Raw genomic sequence first — 18,122 nt, 5'->3', positions numbered from 1 at the left:
GCCGCAACGTGGACGCTGGTCACAACGAGTTTCACTTTATCAAACGCGGTTTCACAACCAGCGTTACGAATAACAGCCTTATCGCTGCATTTAGGAAGGAGAATGTCATGCGTCTCAAGAAAATTTTCGGCCTGGCGGCTATGACGGTCATCATGGGGAGCGCGATGCCCGCCTTGGCCCAGGAAGTCGTCAAAGTAGGCTCTTCGCCCACCGGTTTGCCGTTTACTTTTGTGAACACGGAAACCAAGGCGATGGATGGCGTATTGATCGATGTGGTCAAGGCTATTGAATCGGATATCGGTATCAAGCCGGAATTCGAAGCCGTGCAGTTTTCGGCGCTCGTGCCATCGCTAACCTCGAACAAGATCGACATGATTGCCTCGGCAATGTTCATCACCGAAGAACGGGCAAAAGTCGTGAACTTCTCTGATCCTGTCTATGGTTATGGCGAAGGCGTCTTCGTACCGGTTTCGGATGATACTGCCTACAAGACCTATGCGGATCTCAAGGGCAAGACCATTGGCGTGCAGGTGGGGACCACTTTCGTCGATCTCTTCAAGAAGAGCGGGCTGTTCAGCGATGTTAAGGTCTACAAGGGCATTCCCGATATCATTGCCGACGTGAACGCCGGGCGCATTGATGCCGGCTTCGGAGATGGTCCGATGGCCGCGTATTATCTTTCGCAGGGCCGGTTCCCCAAGGTGAAGATGGTCGAGAGCTATGAAGCTTCGGCTGGCGGCGAGTTTGGTCTGGCCCTGCGCAAAGGTGATGAACGTATGCCCAAGATCAACGCGGCTATCGCCCGCATCAAGTCGGACGGTACGCTTCAGAAAATTCTTGCGAAATATGGACTGAAATAATCCCCATGCTCGAAATTTCAGGTGTGCTCCACGCGCGCGTCCAAGCTGAGGCTCGTCATGCTTTTCGGTCTGCGCACGAGACGGGGCCTGCCGGCCGCAAGGCCTAATCCCCGTTTGATCACGCCAAATAAACAGAGTTAAAGCCAATGCAAAATTTTCTCATGGACATCCGCGAGTTCTTCCCGATCTTGCTGGAAGGCGTGAAATACACGCTTCTCGTGACCTTGGGTTCCCTTGTCCTTTCGACGCTTCTGGGGCTCGTCTGGGCGCTGATGCGGGTATCGGGGATCCGTTGGGTGTCGGTCATTGCCGCAGCTATCGTCAATGTCATTCGCGGTATCCCCATTCTGGTACAGCTGTTCTATATCTACTTCGTTCTACCGGAATTCGGCATTGCGCTTTCCGCTCTTCAGGCTGGTATCATCGGTCTCGGCATTGCCTATTCAGCCTATCAGGCAGAAAATTTCCGCGCCGGCATCGAAGCTATCGACCACGGGCAGACGGAAGCCGCGCAGTCTATCGGTATGGGCTGGTTCATGACGATGCGCCGCGTGATCTTGCCGCAAGCCGTTCGTGTAATCCTGCCACCCTACGGCAACATCATGGTCATGCTGCTGAAAGACAGCTCGCAGGCGTCGGCCATCACCGTTGCTGAACTGACCTTGCAAGGCCAGCTGCTCGCCTCCTCAACCTTCAAAAACATGAGCGTCTATACGCTGGTTGCCATGTTCTATCTCTGCCTGAGCTTGCCGCTGATGATGGCTGTCGGGCGTCTCGAAAAGCTTTTCGGTAAAAGAAACGGACACTGATCATGGCGATGATTGAAATAAAGAACGTGACCAAATCCTATGGTCCGCTTCAGGTTCTCAAAGGCATCAGCGCTGATGTGCAGAAGGGTGAAGTGGTCTGCCTCATAGGTCCCTCCGGTTCGGGAAAGTCCACGATGCTGCGTTGCCTGAACGGGCTGGAAACCTATCAGGGTGGCGATATTCTGATTGAAGGCCAGCGGGTTAATGCGAAGGATCGTTCGATCCACGATATTCGCACGCGAATGGCGATGGTTTTCCAGCGGTTCAACCTGTTCCCCCATCGAACCGCACTTGAAAATGTCATTGAAGGTCCAGTGTACGTCAAAGGTGAAAAGCCGGTCGAGGCTCGCAAATATGGCGAGCATCTGCTTCAGCGGGTCGGTTTGGGAGACCGGGCCAACCACTATCCGGGCCAACTTTCCGGAGGTCAGATGCAGCGTGTTGCGATTGCCCGCGCCTTGGCGATGCGGCCGCAGGCGATCCTGTTCGATGAGCCGACGTCTGCGCTCGACCCCGAACTGGTGGGCGATGTGCTTGATGTCATGCGCAGTCTTGCCGATGAAGGGCTCACCATGCTGGTGGTGACGCACGAGATGGGCTTTGCCCGTGACGTAGCTGACCGTGTGCTTTTTCTCGACGGCGGCGTCATCGTTGAGCAGGGTAAGGCCAAGGACGTGCTCGGTGCACCCCAGCATCCGCGTACACAGGATTTCCTGCGCCGCGTTCTCAACCACTGATTTATATTAATGCGCAACACGTGCTACGTGTTGCGCTGGGGGCGTCATGGCTTTCTATTGTTATCTGGATGCGGGGCGCACCGAGCAGATTCGCGACGTGTTTGCCCACGAACTGCCGGAGATGGAGTTCCTCTCCGGCGAGCTGAATGCCGACGCTGCGGCAAGGGTGCGCCATCTGTTATGCTGGCAGGCTCCTGAAGAGCTGGCGGAGCGCTTCCCTGCATTGGAAATCATTTTCTCAAGTGGGGCGGGTGTAGAGCAATTTCTGGAAGCAGATATCCCTTCTCACGTTCGTATTGTCCGCATGACCGAGCCAGGTCTTGCACGGATGATGCAGGAATATGTGACGCTCGCCGTGCTGTCCGTATTCCGGCAATTGCCCGCTTATCTGAAACAAAGCCGTGACGAGATTTGGCAGACCCTTCCTCAGCCAAGTGCGCATCGCCGCCGGGTGGGTGTAATGGGGCTTGGATATCTTGGACAGGCCGCTTTGACGGCGCTCAAGCCTTTCGGTTTCCCACTATCCGGCTGGAGCCGCGGCGAGAAGAATATTGAGGATGTGCAGTGTTTTTCAGGCACGGACGGGCTTCAGGCATTCGTTGCGCAAACAGACATACTGGTTTGCCTTCTGCCGCTCACGGCGGAAACAGAAGGCTTGATCGATGCCGGGTTTATTGCGCGCCTGCCGAGGGAGGCAAGTGTGGTTCTGGTCGGTCGCGGGCTGCATACGGATTATGATGCGCTTCTTACAGCTCTCGATAGCGGACATCTTTCGTCGGCTTTCATTGACGTGACCGCACCTGAACCACTTCCATCGGCGCATCCCCTTTGGTCGCATCCAAAGGTGATCCTTACACCTCATATCGCTTGCGTGACTGACAGCCATGGAGCGGCTGACATACTCGTTGAAAATCTGCAGCGGCTGCAGAAGGGCGAAGCGCTTATGGGCGAGATTGACCGCAAGCGAGGTTACTGAAGCAGAAGGTCCCCGAGCCATAACCGGTGGCGATTGATCACTGAATCCTCATCATGGCGGGCGTATCCATATCCAGCCTGCAAGTTGATACTGTTCACTCCGTTGCGGCAACAAAGCGCTTGCATGCGCTGACCAGATCGGGTTCCGACAGCAGTGCGCCCCCAACGAGATACATAACGTCATTGCCGTAGGTATCTCGCATTTCCGGAATGCGGGCGAAAGTCATGCCGCCGCCGGGAGCGGCGGCGATGGCTTTCAATCCGCCGATATCGATGGCACACGCTTTTGCAATCGATTGACATTCCTCGCGGGTAAAGCCGAAGCGACCACCGAAATTTGGATAGACCACGGCGTCGACGCCCATCAGGCGGTGCAGCGTGCCAAAAAAGACGCGGTGCGAGAAACCACAATCGGGTGAGACGACGTTAGCGCCGGAAAAGGCGGGGTGTGAGACGATCGGAAGCGAGAAATCCGGATCGGCGGCCAGTGCGCGCACGACGTCATAACCTGCGAGCGCCGGCGCGATCATCACGCCGCCGGCACCGCATTCCTCGGCCTGTTTTGCCCGTTCGATGATGGCGGTGGCGGGGCCTGTAATGTTGGGAACGAAGCTCGTCTTGCCCCCGCTCTTCGCATTCGCTTCGCCGACAGCCTCAACGCAAGCCTTCAGACGTTCGCCGAAGGGGGCGGTCTTCTGGTCGACAAGGCCGTGGTCATCCTTCACAAAATGCATGCCGCCCAGCGCAAAATCATGGGCGAGACGGGCGAGCTCCGTAGTCGACAGGCCGACCGGCTTGATGGCGGACATCAAGATCGACTTTTCGCCGATGCCAGCGCGGGCACGCAGACCCGCTATGCCGTGGCGTGGTCCCTTGCACAGATCAAGCAAGCCCGGTGACAGGCCGATATCCTCGACCTTGATGCCTGGCTTGATGGAACTGTTACCGAAGACGATGTTGAGGAATTGCAGAAAATCCCCCCCGACATCGTCCTCCGAATAGGAGATTGCGGCGAGAAATCCTGATCTGCCTTCGGGATCCTGGAGCAGGCTTTCCAACCGGCCGAGTATCTCGTCCTCCACATAGCCTTTCGGCACAGCGGTGCGTGGGATTTCCACGGTCTGTTCCAGCGCGATGTCGAGTGCGCGCGTCCTGGCTTCCGCTTCCTCGGCGGCCCGCACGAAATATGTGACCGTAAAGCGCGGTGCCATCAGAGCGCCTCGGCCTTCTGTGCGGAATGGACATGATCGAGGCGAACTTCCGCCAGTTCCTCTTCGCCGATGGCGAGATTCATGCCGACAAGCATCTCAATTGCTGAAACCAAGGCTCCCGCATCGAGCCCATATTTCTTCATGAGATATGGCTTCGAGGCACCGTGTGCAAAAGTGTCGTTGAGGCCCAGGCGCTTGAGGCGGATACCCAGCCCTTCCTCCGCAAGGATTTCAGCGACCATTGAGCCGAGGCCTCCAACGATTGTGTGGTTCTCCAGGGTCACTATGCCCTTCTTACCGCGTGCGGCTTTCAGGAGGCCGTCCCTATCGAATGGTTTCAGCGTTGAGGCGTGAAGATGATGGATGCCGACACCACGCGTGGCGAGTGGGCCGGTGGCGCGCAGTGCTTCTTCGGTGCATACGCCGGAAGAGACGACGAGGATGTCATCACCTTCCGAGAGCGTGCGAAGCCTGTTAAATTCAAATGGTGTCGAAAACAGACGAGGTACTTCGCCCCGCAGGATGCGCACGTAGACCGGGCCGTCGATGCTGTCGGCGATTTCCAACACAGTCTCGACTTCGGTCGCATCGCCTGTTTCGAGGATTGTCATGTTCGGTACAGCACGCAATACGGCAATATCCTCAATCGCCTGATGCGTAATGCCGCCCGGTGTGGTGATACCGGGAAGGAACCCCATCAATCGCACCTTGCGATTGGAATAGGCAATCGAGTTGATCAGCTGGTCATAGGGCCGTCGATAGAGGAAAACCGAAAAGGTATGGATGAACGGCCGGAATCCCTGCATGGCGAGACCGCCAGCAAAAGACAACATGTTCTGTTCGGCCATGCCGAGAGTAAGAAACTGCTCCGGATGCCGGTCGCGGAAACCGTCGACCTCGCAGGACGAGGTCAGATCGGCCGAAAGGCACAACACTTCCGGGCGCGCGGTTGCGAAGGATTCGAAAGCCTTGGCGTAGGGGCGGTTGACGATTTCGACCATGGTCAGGCCCCTTCCATCGCATTGAGATCGACGTCGAGTTCGGCAGCAAGAGCCTTCTGCATTTCCAGCCTCTCTTCCGCGCTCTTGAATCGGACATAGTGCAGGCGCGGGAAACGCTTTTTCAGGAAATCCATGCCTTGGTAAGGTGAAGTGTTGGCGAGGATGACAAGTGGTTTGCCTGCTTCCGCGCTTTCTGCAGCTGTCCGCAGCGCGTCGAGATCGTGGCCATCCACCGAACGGCAGGTGACCCCAAAGGACGTCACACGGGACGCAAGGTCGCCAAGGTCGAGTACGGAGGACATGGCACCGTCGCATTGCTGGCGGTTTACGTCGACGATGACGCGAACGTTGTCGATCTTGTGGTAGCTCATCGCCGCGAGACATTCCCAGGTCTGACCTTCTTGGAATTCGCCGTCCGACATATAGACCCACACCTTGCCGGGCTCTTTGTTCCGCAGCCGCGCCCAGGCGACGCCTGACGCCATGGAAAGCCCCTGTGCCAGCGAGCCCGTAGTCACTTCCATGCCGGGGCTATGCTCGGCACCAATCATTTCGACCGAGCCACCGTCCTTATTGAAATGATCGAGCGCATGTTCGTCCATTCGTCCCATTTCGATCAGCGCGGAATAAATGACGAGCGCATAATGGGCAGGCGAGATGAAAAGGCGGTCGAAGTTCGGACCAACGGGACCATGATATCCGGCTCCGGTGAAGGCGTCCGGATTATGGGCGGAGGGTACGCCGCGAAAAGGCAAAGGCACTTTTGGCAGGGTTGGTTCGCCGAGCGTCAGGAACTCGTTATAGAGAAGCGCGAGGCTCTCGGCGGCGGAGCAGGCCTGGCTTAGATAGCCACCATTGTTTTTCATTGTATGGAAGAAGACCCGGCGACGGATACCGAGTGCGATATCCTCGGTGGATTTTTCGTTGGTCAGAACCATCGTCTCAGCTCCTTTCCGGAAAGAGCGCCTTCAGGCCTTCAGATGACGGCGTTGCGATGCCGCGCTCCGTGATGAGGCCGGTAATGAGGCGGGCGGGCGTTACGTCGAAGGCTGGATTGGCAGCGGGGCTGCCTTCCGGTGAGATGCGGACGCTTGCAATTGAGCCATCGGTAGCGCGACCCTGGACGAAGCTCACTTCGTCGGCGGTGCGTTCTTCGATCGGGATTTCCCTGACGCCGTCATGCACCGTCCAGTCGATGGTTGGCGAAGGAAGTGCAACATAGAACGGCACGTCGTTGTCACGCGCTGCGAGCGCCTTGAGGTAGGTGCCGATCTTATTGCAGACATCGCCGTTTGCCGTGGTGCGATCGGTGCCGACGATTACCATGTCGATATCGCCGTGCTGCATCAGATGCCCGCCAGCATTGTCTACGATTAGCGTGTGCGGCACGCCATGGCCCTTCATTTCCCAGGCCGTCAGATAGGCACCCTGATTGCGCGGACGCGTCTCATCGACATAGACGTGGACCGGGATTCCTTCCTCTACGGCCATATAGATCGGCGCCGTCGCGGTGCCATAATCGACGGTAGCAAGCCAGCCAGCGTTGCAATGGGTAAGGATGCGCACCGGCTCGCCCGGCTTCTTTTTCGAAGCGATCTCGCGAATGACATCAAGGCCGTTGGCACCGATTGCGCGGTTGAGCTCGACATCTTCCTGGGCGATCTCGGCGGCACGCCTATAGGCCGCATCAGCACGTTCGGCCTCAGGCAATGGTCGCAGATATTCGCGCATTGAGTTCAGCGCCCAACGCAGGTTGATGGCGGTGGGACGTGTCTCGTTCAGCTCTTCCCAGACTGCATCAAGGTGAGCATCCGAGGGGCTTTTCGCCATGGCGATGGCGACGCCATAGGCAGCCGTAACACCGATCAGTGGAGCGCCGCGCACCCACATGTCGCGTATCGCATCGGCGACGTCGGCGACCGTTTTCAGTGTTACGACACGGAATTCATGTGGCAGCCAGCGCTGATCGATGATGTCGACGGAGCGGTCGTCTTCGTTCAGCCAGATCGTATGGTAGTGGCGTTCTCCGACTTTCACGCGAGAATCTCCTTTTCAAGCCGCTCCACTGTCTCGCGGATATCCCGAAGACTATGGATGCGCTGCCTGTTGACTGCGAGATGACGCCCGAATTTCAGCGCCTTGCTCTCGCAAGCAGCGCGGCGGTCGGGGTCGGTGATGGTTTCGAAATCGGCATTATGGGCAAGACCCAGGATGCGGCGATGGGTTTCGATGCCGGCGAAGCCCAGCATTTCATGCCAGATATCGTCGATGACGATGTTGAGTGCCTGTTCGGCGGCAAGCGGGTCCTGGCGATCTTCGAAGAGACTTGCCTGATAGAGGATACCTTTGCGCTCCGTACGCCACAGGGCAGCGAATTCGGCGCGGAAAGTGTCCCACAGCGTCTCGATCGTATCGAGAAGATAGGTGCGCATTCTGTCGCGAGCGCCGGGTGCAGCCTCATGACCGGCCTGGGAAAAATAGCTCATCCAGAAATTGGCGATCAGCATGCCGACGTCGAAGCTGATCGGACCGTAGAACGCGAATTCCGGATCGATGACACGCGTCTCATCGTCGGTCACCATAACGGAACCGGAGTGAAGGTCACCGTGGCAGAGTGTTTCGGCCTTGGCAGAGAAGAGATGTTTCAGCCGCTGCGCTTCCACCTTGAGCTCGCGGTCTGCGCGCAGCTCTGCCACGATTGGATCGAGCTGTGGTGTGGTGTGATGGTTAAGTTTTGCCTCGAAATAGGGATCGGAAAAGACAAGGTTTTCCGTGATGTCACAGAGTTCAACGTTGTCGGAAAACAGGGCGACATCCGCCTTCTTCTCGCGTGTCACCATCGAAAGGTCGGAACCCCGGAAGAGGGTACGGGCAACGAAGAGGCCGAGGTCACGACCGATCCTGGGAAGTTCGCGCCCGTCAATCAGGGCGCGGCGCAGGATGATGTGGGGTGTTAGAAACTCCATGACGATGATCGCCTGCGCTTCATCGAAGTGCAGGATTTCCGGCACCATGCCCGGATCGCGCGCACCCTGGCGTTTAAGAGCATGATATTCGAAGAAAGAACGCTTGAGCGGCAGAGGCCAGCTTTCACCGACGAGACGCACATAGGGTAGCGCCTGCTTGACGATCACGGCGCCTCGTTCTCCCGTGACGATGAAGACCAGATTGAGATTGCCGTCACCAACTTCCCTGATGGTCCAGCGCGACGAATCGCTTCCAACTTTTTCTTTCAGGGCGGCATTGCCGCCTAGCCGAACTGGCAATGTCTCTGTACTCAGCGCCTCGAAGACGTGGCTGTCCATAATGCTCTCCTCCTGCGCATGGGCCGCCTCCACCATGCGCCGCCATGCCGTCTTTCCCACAGCTAAGGCATCATTCTGTCAAATGTCAATGGCCTTGACATTTGATGGCGGCCTATCTTAACGTGGCGTAAGTGGGAGGAATTTATGAGCGAACAGCCAGTGTTTCGCATTGAGGGCGTGCGCAAATCCTTTGGACCGGTGACGGTCCTGCAAGGTGTTGATCTCGACCTCAAGGCAGGCGCAGTGACGGTTTTGATGGGCGCCAATGGCGCCGGAAAATCCACACTCGTGCGCATTCTCTCTGGCGTCTACACCCGTGGTGGCGGCACCATCACGCTGGCGGATGCTGCCTTTGATCCAGTGACGCCCGCCGAGGCAATCCGGGCTGGCGTCGTCACTGTACACCAGAATATAAATGATGGTGTCGTCGCCGATCTCGATGTGGCAACCAATCTCACTCTTGACCGGCTGAATGGACGCGGCGCGCGGCTGTTCTTCAATCCTCGCCGGGTGCGCCGCGAAGCGGCGGCGGTCGCCTCGCGCATGGGACTTGCCATCGACCTTTCGGCCAATATCAATGACCTGACACTTGCGGATCGCCAGATGGTAGCGATTGCGCGCGCCATGGCGCATGAACCGAAAGTGCTGATCCTCGACGAACCGACATCGTCGCTTTCCAGTGCCGAGGCGGACCGTCTGTTCGACCTCGTTGATCGGTTGAAGGCGCGGGGCGTCGCCATTCTCTATATCTCGCATCGCATGTCGGATATTCGTCGCCTTGCTGACAGCATCGTATCGCTGCGCGACGGTCGCATCACTGGCCACTTCGAAGGGCCAGAGCTCGATTACGAGGGCGCCGTAAATGCCATGCTGGGGCGCAAGGTGTCGGCTGGTGCTGTTACCGTGCGCGACGCTAGTCGCCCGGTCTTCAGTGTGCGGGGCCTCAAGCTTTCCGAACAGACGCGACCCTTCGATTTCGATCTCGGCGATGGTGAGATCGTTGCCGTCACGGGCCTTGTTGGCGTGGGCAAGACGGCACTTGCGGAAACGTTGTTTGGTTCGCGTGCCCCGGAAGCAGGCGACATGACGCTGGATGGAGTGAACTACGCACCGAAGACAACGAGTCAAGCGATTGCCAGAGGCGTTTTCCTTGTCGCGAAGGACCGTGCGATCAGCGGGATCGTACCGGACTTCAATATTTACGAGAATATCAGTTTGCCATTCTTACGCCGGCTTTCGACTTTCGGCATTTCAAACCGACGGGCGGAGAAGGTAACGGCGCGCCAGCAGATTTCGTCGCTCGGCGTTGTTTGCCGCAGTGAGCGCGACGAGATGCAGACATTGTCGGGCGGAAACCAGCAGAAAGTCATGGTTGGCCGTTGGCTTTCCGAGCCATCGCGGCTGCTCATCCTCGATGAGCCTTTCCAGGGCGTCGACATCGCTGCCCGTCGCGACATAGGTGAGAAGCTGCGAGCTTCTGCAGCAGGGCGCACCACAATTCTTTTTCTGACGGAACTCGACGAAGCCTTCGAAGTCGCCGACCGCATCCTCGTGATGTCGGAACACACCATCGTGGGCGAGCATCGCAATGCAGACATTGATGTCGAGCGGCTGCTCTCCGAGATTGCCGGACAATCCCATCAACAGGTCAGTGCATGATGATAAATGAAGAGAGCAAATCCGCCGTCACCGGTACAGTTCCGCCAGCGGCCTTGAACATCCGGGAAACCGTGATCAAATATGGCTTCCTCGTGCTGCTTGTCGGCATGGTGCTCTATTTCTCGGTTGTAACCGGTGGTTTCGCTTCACCCCAGAGCGCCGTCTTCATCCTGCAATCCGTATCAATCACGGGCATTCTTGCGCTCGGCGTCACCGCGACACTCGTTGTCGGCGGTTTCGATCTTTCCATAGGCTCGGTTGCCACTACCGCCATGATGGCCTCGTCCTATGTGATGGTGGTCATGGGCGGAGATGCTCTGACAGCGACACTCGTCTGCCTAGCCGTGGGCGTGGTCGTCGGTTTGGTCAACGGGATTATCATCGTCTATATGCGCGTTCCCGATCTTCTGGCGACGCTTGGAATGATGTTCCTGCTCCTTGGCCTGCAGCGAATCCCGACCGAAGGGCGCTCAATCGCAACGGGCATGACGCTTCCCGATGGTTCGACCGCCACTGGCACCTTCAACCCGGCCTTTCTGGCGCTCGGTCGCCACCGTTTCGATTTCATCCTGCCCAATCTGGTGCCAGTCTCGGTGGTGGTGCTGATCGTGCTGGCAATTGTTATCTGGTTCTTCCTTGAGTACACCCGTTTCGGACGGATGATGTATGCCGTCGGCTCCAACGAGCGCGCTGCAAGCCTCGCGGGCGCGCCGGTCAATGCCTACAAGATATCGGCCTATATCATCTCCGGCGTATTTGCCTCGATCGGCGGTATTCTGCTCGCCGCCCGCCTCGGGCGCGGGGATATCGCCTCGGGCAACAATCTGCTTCTCGATGCCGTTGCCGCAGCCCTTATTGGTTTCGCAGTGCTCGGCGCTGCAAAGCCAAATGCGTTCGGTACTGCTGTCGGCGCTCTGTTCGTTGGCATCCTTTTGCAGGGCCTCACGATGATGAACGCGCCTTACTATACCCAGGATTTCGTCAAGGGCGCCGTGCTTGTAATCGCCCTGATTTTCACCTTTGCGCTCTCGAAAAGAGGCAAACGCTGAGGCGGGAACCTTCAGCGGGCTACCAATATTGATCAGTGGAGGAGACTGACATGAATTTCACGCGTAGAACCCTGGGCAAGCTGACGCTGGGGCTGATGGCCGCGACAACATTTGCCGCGCCATCCCTCGCGGCCGATATGCCGAAACCTTTCGACAAGCCGGGCGAAGTAAAGATCGCACTCGTGCGTTATCTGTCGACCGGCGACTTCTTCCAGTCCTACCTCGCAGGCGTCGAAGCACAGGCCAAGGCGTTGGGCGTCCAGCTTCAGGTATTCGACAGCCGTCAGGATGCGGCGCTGCAGGCTGATATGGTCGACCAGGCCATCGCACTTGGAGTACAGGGCATCATCATTCAGCATGGCCTGACGGAATCCATGAAGGAAGCCGCCAAGCGTGCGGTTGACGCGGGCATCAAGGTCGTTGCTTTCGATGTGAACGTTGAGAACGAGAATATTCCGCAAGTCGAGCAGTCTGATCACGACCTTGCTCGCTTGGCACTGGAGCAGGCGATCAAGGATAATGGCGAGAGCTTCAAGGCTGGCTATGTCTATGTCGCAGGTATCGCGCCGCTAGACCGACGTGACGAGAAATGGAAAGAGTTTAAGACGAAATATTCCGGCATCAAGGAAGCAGCCCAGTTCGGTACAATGGACAATCCAATTGCCAATTCCGTCGCCAATCAGGCACGCTCTGTGATCTCCGCCAACCCCGACATTACAGTGATGTTTGCACCCTATGACGAATTCGCCAAGGGCGTGAAGATCGCGGTCGATGAAGCTGGGATGTCTTCTGACGTGAAAATTTATTCGGCGGATATCTCGACCTCTGACATTGCCGCCATGCGTGAATCCGGTTCTGCGTGGGTTGCGACGGCAGCGACCAATCCGGCGGTGGTCGGTCAGGTGTCGGTGCGCTCGCTGGCCATACTGCTGGCTGGTGAAAATCCGGGCAAGCAGGTCATTGTGCCGCCGACCCTGATTACACAGAAGGACCTGAACGATCAGGACATCAAGAACATGGAAGAGCTTGGCGCGAAACTACCGCAGTTCGCCCATGCCGATGTTGCCATGCCTGCATGGATGCCCAAGCCTTGATTTTGGCATGACTGCATACAGGAAGGGGCGGTCAATCGGACCGCCCCTTTCTGTATGTCTGGTAGGCTGGCGTAGTTACCAGCCTTACCCCGGAAGATCAGCGCATCGCTGCTGCGATATTCCCGCCATCGACAGTGGTGACATCGGCAGTCGTGCGTTCAGCAAGCGCATGGTGCACGAAGGCGCGAGCAACGTCTTCAGCCGTCACTTCAAGGCCGAGCAGGTTTCCGCCCATATACTCTTTCACGGAGAGGCCGCGAGCTGCAGCCCGATTGGCAATCATCTCATCGTTAAGAAGACCGGAACGAATACGATCCGCATTGACCGCGTTGACGCGGATGTTGTCGGCACCATGTTCCAGCGCGTATTGCCGTGACAGGAAGAGGGTTGCTGCTTTCGGCAGACCGTAGGCACCGAACTTAGCACCGGGATTGACCGCCTGCTTGGAGGCGTTGAAGAGTAGGACGCCGCCGGTCTTTTGTGCTTTCATGATGCGCACGGCATTTTGCGCGACGGTCTGATGAGCGAAGAAATTCAGCTCGAAACTCTTGCGCAGCAGCGCATCGTCCATCGTGGCGATAGGACTTTCCCAGGCCGCTCCGGCATTCGATACCACAATGTCAACACCACCAAATGTTGCGACTGCTTTGTCAAAGGCAGCGCGAACAGAGGCGGCATCAGTGATGTCGCAGGCAATGCCGATGGAGTTGTTTCCGGCGGCCTTGGCAGCCACTGCTACCTTCTCACCATCGAGATCAAGCGCAACAACATGAGCGCCTTCGGCGGCAAAGGCCTTGACGACGGCAGCGCCGATGGCGCCCGCACCGCCGGTAACGACAGCGATCTGCCCAGTAAAGGGCTTCGGCCTGACGCCCGCGAGCTTAGCCTGTTCTAGCGACCAATATTCAAGGTCGAAGAGATCGGGGCGACTGACCGGCTCAAAACGCCCAACGGATTCGGCATCACGCACGGCTTCGATCCACATCTCGCCGACATCGACGGCAATGGTCGCATCCTTGAAGGTTCGTCCGTGGCCAAACATGCCAAGGCCGGGCACCAACGTCAGGCGCGGCATGGGATCGAGCATGGTGCGCTTGACGTCGTCACGTGCATCATTGCTGCGGAAATAATCGGTGTAATCGGCGACGAAAGTTGCGACGTGCTGGTCGATGACCGCGCGGTAACCGGCCAGACCATCCGTGGCAGGTGCCGGCAACACCATCGGGCCGGTCTTAATGCGGATTGAAAGATCGGGCGTGGAGACACCCCGCGCCGCCATGTCCGCGACCTCGCGGGCATTGACGAAATGGAGAATTGCCGGAGATGTGCGGAAAACGCTGACCATTCGGTCATAGCGGCCTTCCCCCTTGTCGACGGCGATCGCGCCGCGCAGCATGGGGGCGATATCGCCGGGGCTGGCCAGGGAAGAGGACAGGGTAGCGGGCGTGAACGGATTGCGACCATTGTTCCTGACGTGATCCTCCGCGACCGTGACGTAGTGGATCATTCGATCATAGGCTTCTTTCGCGGTGTCGCCGAAGGTAAAGATGCCGTGCTTGTCGAGGATCAGGCCCTCAACTGTCGGGTTCTGTTCGAACACTTCGGCGGCCGCCTTGGCGAGAGCAAAGCCGGGCATGATATAGGGCACAAAGCCCATTTTCTCGCCGAAGAGTTCCGTGCTCATCTTCTGGCTCTCGGCCTGGTCCGCAATGGCGAGAATAGCCGTCGAATGCGTGTGGTCGATGAACTTGTGCGGGAGGAAGGCATGCAGCAGTGCTTCCACGGAAGGATTCGGAGCGGCGGGCTCGATGAGATTGGCGCGCAGCAGCGTTACCATGTTCTCGTCTGAAAGCCTGTCGAGTTTACGGCTCTTGAGGAGGGCGTCGATTTTCACCGCAGGCAGGCCTGCAGGTTCGATCGTGCCCATATCCCAACCGCTGCCTTTGACGCAGAGCACTGCATGGGTGTCACCGAGGAGGTCGGTCACCTCGGTTTTTACCGACGTGTTGCCGCCGCCATGCAGCACCAGCCGTGGCTCGCCACCCAGAAGCCGCGTCGTATAGGTACGCAGCGCCAGATCACGGTTGATGTCTTTCGCAGCGTATTCGGCGATGACCTTTTCCGCTTCGTCATCGCGCCAGAGATTTTCCATGGTATTCAGCCTCCCGATAAACCGGCCCGACCGGCATCGACGGACCCAAACTTTCCTGACTCAAGCCTTGCGTGAACTGCCTTTTTCGAGCCCATCCTTGCTCCAGCGATCCAGAATCCGACGCGCCATGGAGGTCGTAACGACGAGATGGGAAGCAAAGCTGCCCTTCAACGCCGCTACCAGCGGCTCGAATTTGTTGTCTTCCTGCACAACGAGCATGCGCTTCTTGATGGCGCGAATGGAATCGAGGTCAGCGGAAATGCAGCGCCTGTTGTGATTGCAATCCAGCCATTGGCCCTCGCGGTTAATTAGCTGACCAGCAATGACCCCGGCAGCGCCCTTTTTGCCCATGGCATGCATGTCGGCGGCTGAAAGCGCTCCGCATTTGACCAGATGGCTGTCATCCTCAATGCCGCCAACTGAATAGAGCGCCAGATTGCAGTCTGGGATCGTCGCGAGCTGTTCCTTGATAACCGGTTCACCGCGCAATTCGTCAGCAAGACGCTCGGACGAAAGCACGAGCGGCGCATAGAAGTTGATGCCTTCCGCATTAAGACGGCGAGCGATTTCCGTGGTGCACTGATCCGGTCGATAGGAATAGGGCGCACCGAGATTGCCGCAGAGCTGAACAACTGTAACGCCGCTAAGATCCGCGAAAGGCATCACGTCTGCAATATGATAGACGGTTCGGCCCCAGGCGACGCCGACCCGGTCCCCCTTGTTGAGGAGCTCAAGGAAAACAGATGCTGCGACGACCGGCATTTCAGCAGCCGGGTCCATTGCCTGACGGTCTTCCGGCACCAGCCAGACAGTGTTCAGGCCCGTTGCGTCTTCCAGTTCGCGCGCCAGCACATCGTCTGAAAACAGTTCTGAGGAAGTCGAGATCGTGACGATCCCCATCTCGCGTGCCTTGCGCAGGTACATCGCAATCGAGGCGCGGGAGATTTCGAGCCGCTGCGCTACTTCGTCCTGGCGCAGGCCGTGCGTATAATAGAGCCAGGCGGCCTTGTGGATGATCTGGTCATTCGGTCGGACGGGCATTGGGGTTCTTTCGTTGGATATTCTGACATTAGTCATCGATGCTGACAAAAGTCAATGCTTCAACGCTGGCGAACGGCATGACAGAATAAAAAGAGAATTCAGTCTGACGAACCGTGGGGTCATCAGGGGGCGGAAAGGGAATTATAGAGTTTTTACAGCCGTCTGTTTTGCCATTTGACGTGGCCCCCTAATCAGATTTGACTAAAGATAGCGTTAGAAACTCATCCCATCTTCTGTTTGTGGTATCCTCTCCCGCCCGAAGGCTGTAATTCCGGAATATTCCAATCGCAAAGTCCTCCTTTGGTGATCCTTGCATGTTCATCAAGTGCTACCTGTGTCGAATCGACCGAGCCGTCTGACGCAGTTATAAAACCGTCGATCACACCAGTTTCATATCATTTGCGCATGTCGTTGGCGGCATCGTCAGCCGTTTCATCACCTGTCAATTTGCAGCGCTGATGAACCGGGGCCTGCGCAAAAGTTCATGGCTCGTGCCGTGTGGTTCCGTGTGAGCCGGGCAAAAACCCACTTATCTCCGATGAGCGAATCGTTTTCATTGCCGGTTGATATCGCTTGGCGGAAAGTTTGGCTTTGGGGTAATTATAGTTGAGGGTCGCCAAAGCCTGGAAACCTTATATCTGCCGAGATGGAGTGAACATGGCCACAGACGATATTTCATCTCTCCCCGTTTCACAGTCCGTTGTCGGAAAACTCACGAGAGCTGCGATCTTTCTGGTCGTGAATATCAATGACGGTCCCGAAGCAGAAAAGACTGTGAGGGGGCTGTGCGCTGATCTTTCGAGCCTGGTGCGAGGTGTCGGGTTCCGGCGATTGAATGGGCAACTCTCCTGCGTCACCGGTTTTGGAGCGCGGGCCTGGGATCGTCTCTTCGGTTCACCGAGGCCGAAGGAGTTGCATGTATTCCGTGAGATACGCGGTGTTCATACCGCCGTATCGACACCCGGTGATATTCTGTTTCATGTCCGGGCAGACAGCATGGACCAGTGCTTCGAGTTGGCAAGTCATATCATGTCGCGGCTTGAAGGTTATGTTTCCGTTGCCGATGAGGTGCACGGCTTCAAGTTTTTCGACGACCGCGATCTCCTGGGTTTCGTCGACGGTACCGAGAATCCGGTCAATCAGGCCGCTCTTGCAGCAACTCTCATTGGCAACGAGGATCCTGAATTTTCCGGCTGCAGCTACGTGATCGTCCAGAAATATCTTCATGACCTCGATAGCTGGAACAGAGTCCCGGTCGAGGAACAGGAAAACATAATAGGTCGGTACAAGCTGTCTGATATCGAGCAACGCGATGAGCAGAAGAAACCTTACGCTCACAATGTACTGACGAACATTGAAGAGAACGGAGAGCAGCTTCAGATCGTGCGTGACAACATGCCTTTTGGCGAAGTCGGCAAAGGAGAATTCGGGACCTATTTTATCGGTTTCGCCCGTTCGCCGTCACGTATCGAGAAAATGCTGGAGAATATGTTTATCGGCAATCCTCCTGGCACTTACGACCACATTCTCGATTTCAGTCGTGCGGTAACAGGCTCACTGTTCTTCGTTCCCACTGTGACTTTCCTTGATGGTGTCAGCCCCGACACAACCGCGGCGACGCTTGGGCGCTGATCTCCACACTCATTCAGGCATGAAAATACTTAACAGGTAACTTCCGCAGGAGTCTCCTGTCCGGATGAGCCCGCAGATGACACGGGACTGTTCTTTGCAGCAGCATTTTTCCAGTTGTAGTAGGTTTGCTCACTCACTTCAGCCTGCTTTAAAGTAACCTTGAGTGTGGATTTTCCACTCTTTGTTGCGCTTGCTCTGCAACGGCGGCAGCGCAGCGGGGCAGACCTTTGAAGCAGCTTTGGCCGCCTTAGCAGGCTTGGTAGCAACTTTGGTTGCAACTGATGAAGAAGCGGTCCCAGCTCGTTTTGATTTTGGCACGGCTTTTCTCCGCGGAGCGCGCGTCTTTGGTTGATTGCCGGCAGGTTCAGCAGCGTCAGTTTCCGTTAAAGTCGGATTTGTATCTGTAACCGGTTCATAGCCACGTGGATTTTCTCCTAGCGCTCGTGGACAAAGGTTGACTGAGGAATCAATTTTTGATTCAAGGCTGCCATTTGGAGGCTGCTTTGGGCGAACGGATAGGTTTGACAGACGAGGAATGGTCGGTAATCAGTCCGCTTCTACCTGCTGAAAGTGGGCGTGGATGCCGCCCTGCTCAGG

At 57.1% G+C, this 18,122-nt stretch carries 16 protein-coding genes; 8 read left to right on the top strand and 8 right to left on the bottom strand.

Going from position 1 to position 18,122, the window contains the following annotated elements; all coding sequences use genetic code 11:
• Window positions 1-107: 107 nt before the first annotated feature.
• From AAE521_RS23995 to AAE521_RS23980, 4 genes are all read left to right on the top strand, one after another.
• The gene (locus AAE521_RS23995) at window positions 108-860 is read left to right on the top strand and encodes an ABC transporter substrate-binding protein (RefSeq protein WP_071633258.1); all 753 of its coding nucleotides are present in this window, start codon (window positions 108-110) and stop codon (window positions 858-860) included.
• 146 nt (window positions 861-1,006) lie between these two features.
• Entirely contained in the window at window positions 1,007-1,669 is a 663-nt protein-coding gene (locus tag AAE521_RS23990) for an amino acid ABC transporter permease (protein WP_071633259.1), read from the top strand.
• Between the two features lie 8 nt (window positions 1,670-1,677).
• Entirely contained in the window at window positions 1,678-2,406 is a 729-nt protein-coding gene (locus AAE521_RS23985; RefSeq protein WP_071633280.1) for an amino acid ABC transporter ATP-binding protein, read from the top strand.
• Between the two features lie 46 nt (window positions 2,407-2,452).
• Complete coding sequence (locus tag AAE521_RS23980; protein WP_342062748.1) at window positions 2,453-3,382, top strand: 2-hydroxyacid dehydrogenase; 930 nt, start codon at window positions 2,453-2,455, stop codon at window positions 3,380-3,382.
• A gap of 94 nt (window positions 3,383-3,476) precedes the next feature.
• Here the strand turns inward: AAE521_RS23980 and AAE521_RS23975 are convergent, their stop codons facing one another.
• From AAE521_RS23975 to mtnK, 5 genes are read right to left on the bottom strand one after another with little or no spacing between them, the layout of a single operon-like run.
• Window positions 3,477-4,592: a RuBisCO large subunit C-terminal-like domain-containing protein gene (locus AAE521_RS23975; RefSeq protein ID WP_342062747.1), complete on the bottom strand. Its 1,116-nt coding sequence runs from the start codon at window positions 4,590-4,592 to the stop codon at window positions 3,477-3,479.
• Window positions 4,592-5,593: a transketolase family protein gene (locus AAE521_RS23970; RefSeq protein WP_342062746.1), complete on the bottom strand. Its 1,002-nt coding sequence runs from the start codon at window positions 5,591-5,593 to the stop codon at window positions 4,592-4,594. Before AAE521_RS23970 ends, AAE521_RS23975 begins: the two co-directional genes overlap by 1 nt.
• Before the next feature lie 2 nt (window positions 5,594-5,595).
• Window positions 5,596-6,531: a transketolase gene (locus tag AAE521_RS23965; protein ID WP_342062745.1), complete on the bottom strand. Its 936-nt coding sequence runs from the start codon at window positions 6,529-6,531 to the stop codon at window positions 5,596-5,598.
• A 4-nt stretch (window positions 6,532-6,535) separates the two neighbouring features.
• Window positions 6,536-7,630, bottom strand: a complete 1,095-nt coding sequence (gene mtnA / locus AAE521_RS23960) for an S-methyl-5-thioribose-1-phosphate isomerase (protein ID WP_342062744.1) — start codon at window positions 7,628-7,630, stop codon at window positions 6,536-6,538.
• Window positions 7,627-8,898 (bottom strand): S-methyl-5-thioribose kinase, encoded by a 1,272-nt coding sequence (gene mtnK, locus AAE521_RS23955; RefSeq protein ID WP_342062743.1) that lies wholly within the window; start codon window positions 8,896-8,898, stop codon window positions 7,627-7,629. Before mtnK ends, mtnA begins: the two co-directional genes overlap by 4 nt.
• 144 nt (window positions 8,899-9,042) lie before the next feature.
• On the opposite strand from mtnK, the gene AAE521_RS23950 reads away from it, so the two are divergent.
• Genes AAE521_RS23950 through AAE521_RS23940 form a run of 3 tightly spaced genes read left to right on the top strand, consistent with a single transcriptional unit; the run spans window position 9,043 to window position 12,700 of the window.
• Complete coding sequence (locus AAE521_RS23950) at window positions 9,043-10,557, top strand: sugar ABC transporter ATP-binding protein (protein WP_071633265.1); 1,515 nt, start codon at window positions 9,043-9,045, stop codon at window positions 10,555-10,557.
• Window positions 10,557-11,606: an ABC transporter permease gene (locus AAE521_RS23945; protein ID WP_084094359.1), complete on the top strand. Its 1,050-nt coding sequence runs from the start codon at window positions 10,557-10,559 to the stop codon at window positions 11,604-11,606. The genes AAE521_RS23950 and AAE521_RS23945 overlap by 1 nt, the downstream gene beginning before the upstream one ends.
• Window positions 11,607-11,656: 50 nt before the next feature.
• On the top strand, window positions 11,657-12,700 hold the full coding sequence (locus AAE521_RS23940; RefSeq protein ID WP_342062742.1) for a substrate-binding domain-containing protein: 1,044 nt from the start codon (window positions 11,657-11,659) through the stop codon (window positions 12,698-12,700).
• A 97-nt stretch (window positions 12,701-12,797) separates the two neighbouring features.
• Here the strand turns inward: AAE521_RS23940 and AAE521_RS23935 are convergent, their stop codons facing one another.
• Together AAE521_RS23935 and AAE521_RS23930 are read right to left on the bottom strand one after the other, a co-directional pair.
• On the bottom strand, window positions 12,798-14,852 hold the full coding sequence (locus tag AAE521_RS23935) for a bifunctional aldolase/short-chain dehydrogenase (protein ID WP_342062741.1): 2,055 nt from the start codon (window positions 14,850-14,852) through the stop codon (window positions 12,798-12,800).
• Between the two features lie 60 nt (window positions 14,853-14,912).
• On the bottom strand, window positions 14,913-15,929 hold the full coding sequence (locus AAE521_RS23930) for a sugar-binding transcriptional regulator (RefSeq protein WP_342062740.1): 1,017 nt from the start codon (window positions 15,927-15,929) through the stop codon (window positions 14,913-14,915).
• Window positions 15,930-16,550: 621 nt separating this feature from the next.
• Between AAE521_RS23930 and AAE521_RS23925 the strand changes: the two genes are divergently transcribed.
• Window positions 16,551-17,525 (top strand): Dyp-type peroxidase, encoded by a 975-nt coding sequence (locus AAE521_RS23925; RefSeq protein ID WP_342062739.1) that lies wholly within the window; start codon window positions 16,551-16,553, stop codon window positions 17,523-17,525.
• A gap of 138 nt (window positions 17,526-17,663) precedes the next feature.
• Here AAE521_RS23925 and AAE521_RS23920 read toward each other — a convergent pair whose 3' ends face one another.
• Window positions 17,664-17,843 (bottom strand): hypothetical protein, encoded by a 180-nt coding sequence (locus tag AAE521_RS23920; protein WP_342062738.1) that lies wholly within the window; start codon window positions 17,841-17,843, stop codon window positions 17,664-17,666.
• Between the last annotated feature and the right edge of the window lie 279 nt (window positions 17,844-18,122).

The organism is Brucella cytisi (assembly GCF_038433355.1).
Taxonomy (GTDB): Bacteria; Pseudomonadota; Alphaproteobacteria; order Rhizobiales; family Rhizobiaceae; genus Brucella; species Brucella cytisi.
Note: the sequence above shows the minus strand (reverse complement) of the source record. Positions and strands in the feature narration are given on the sequence as shown.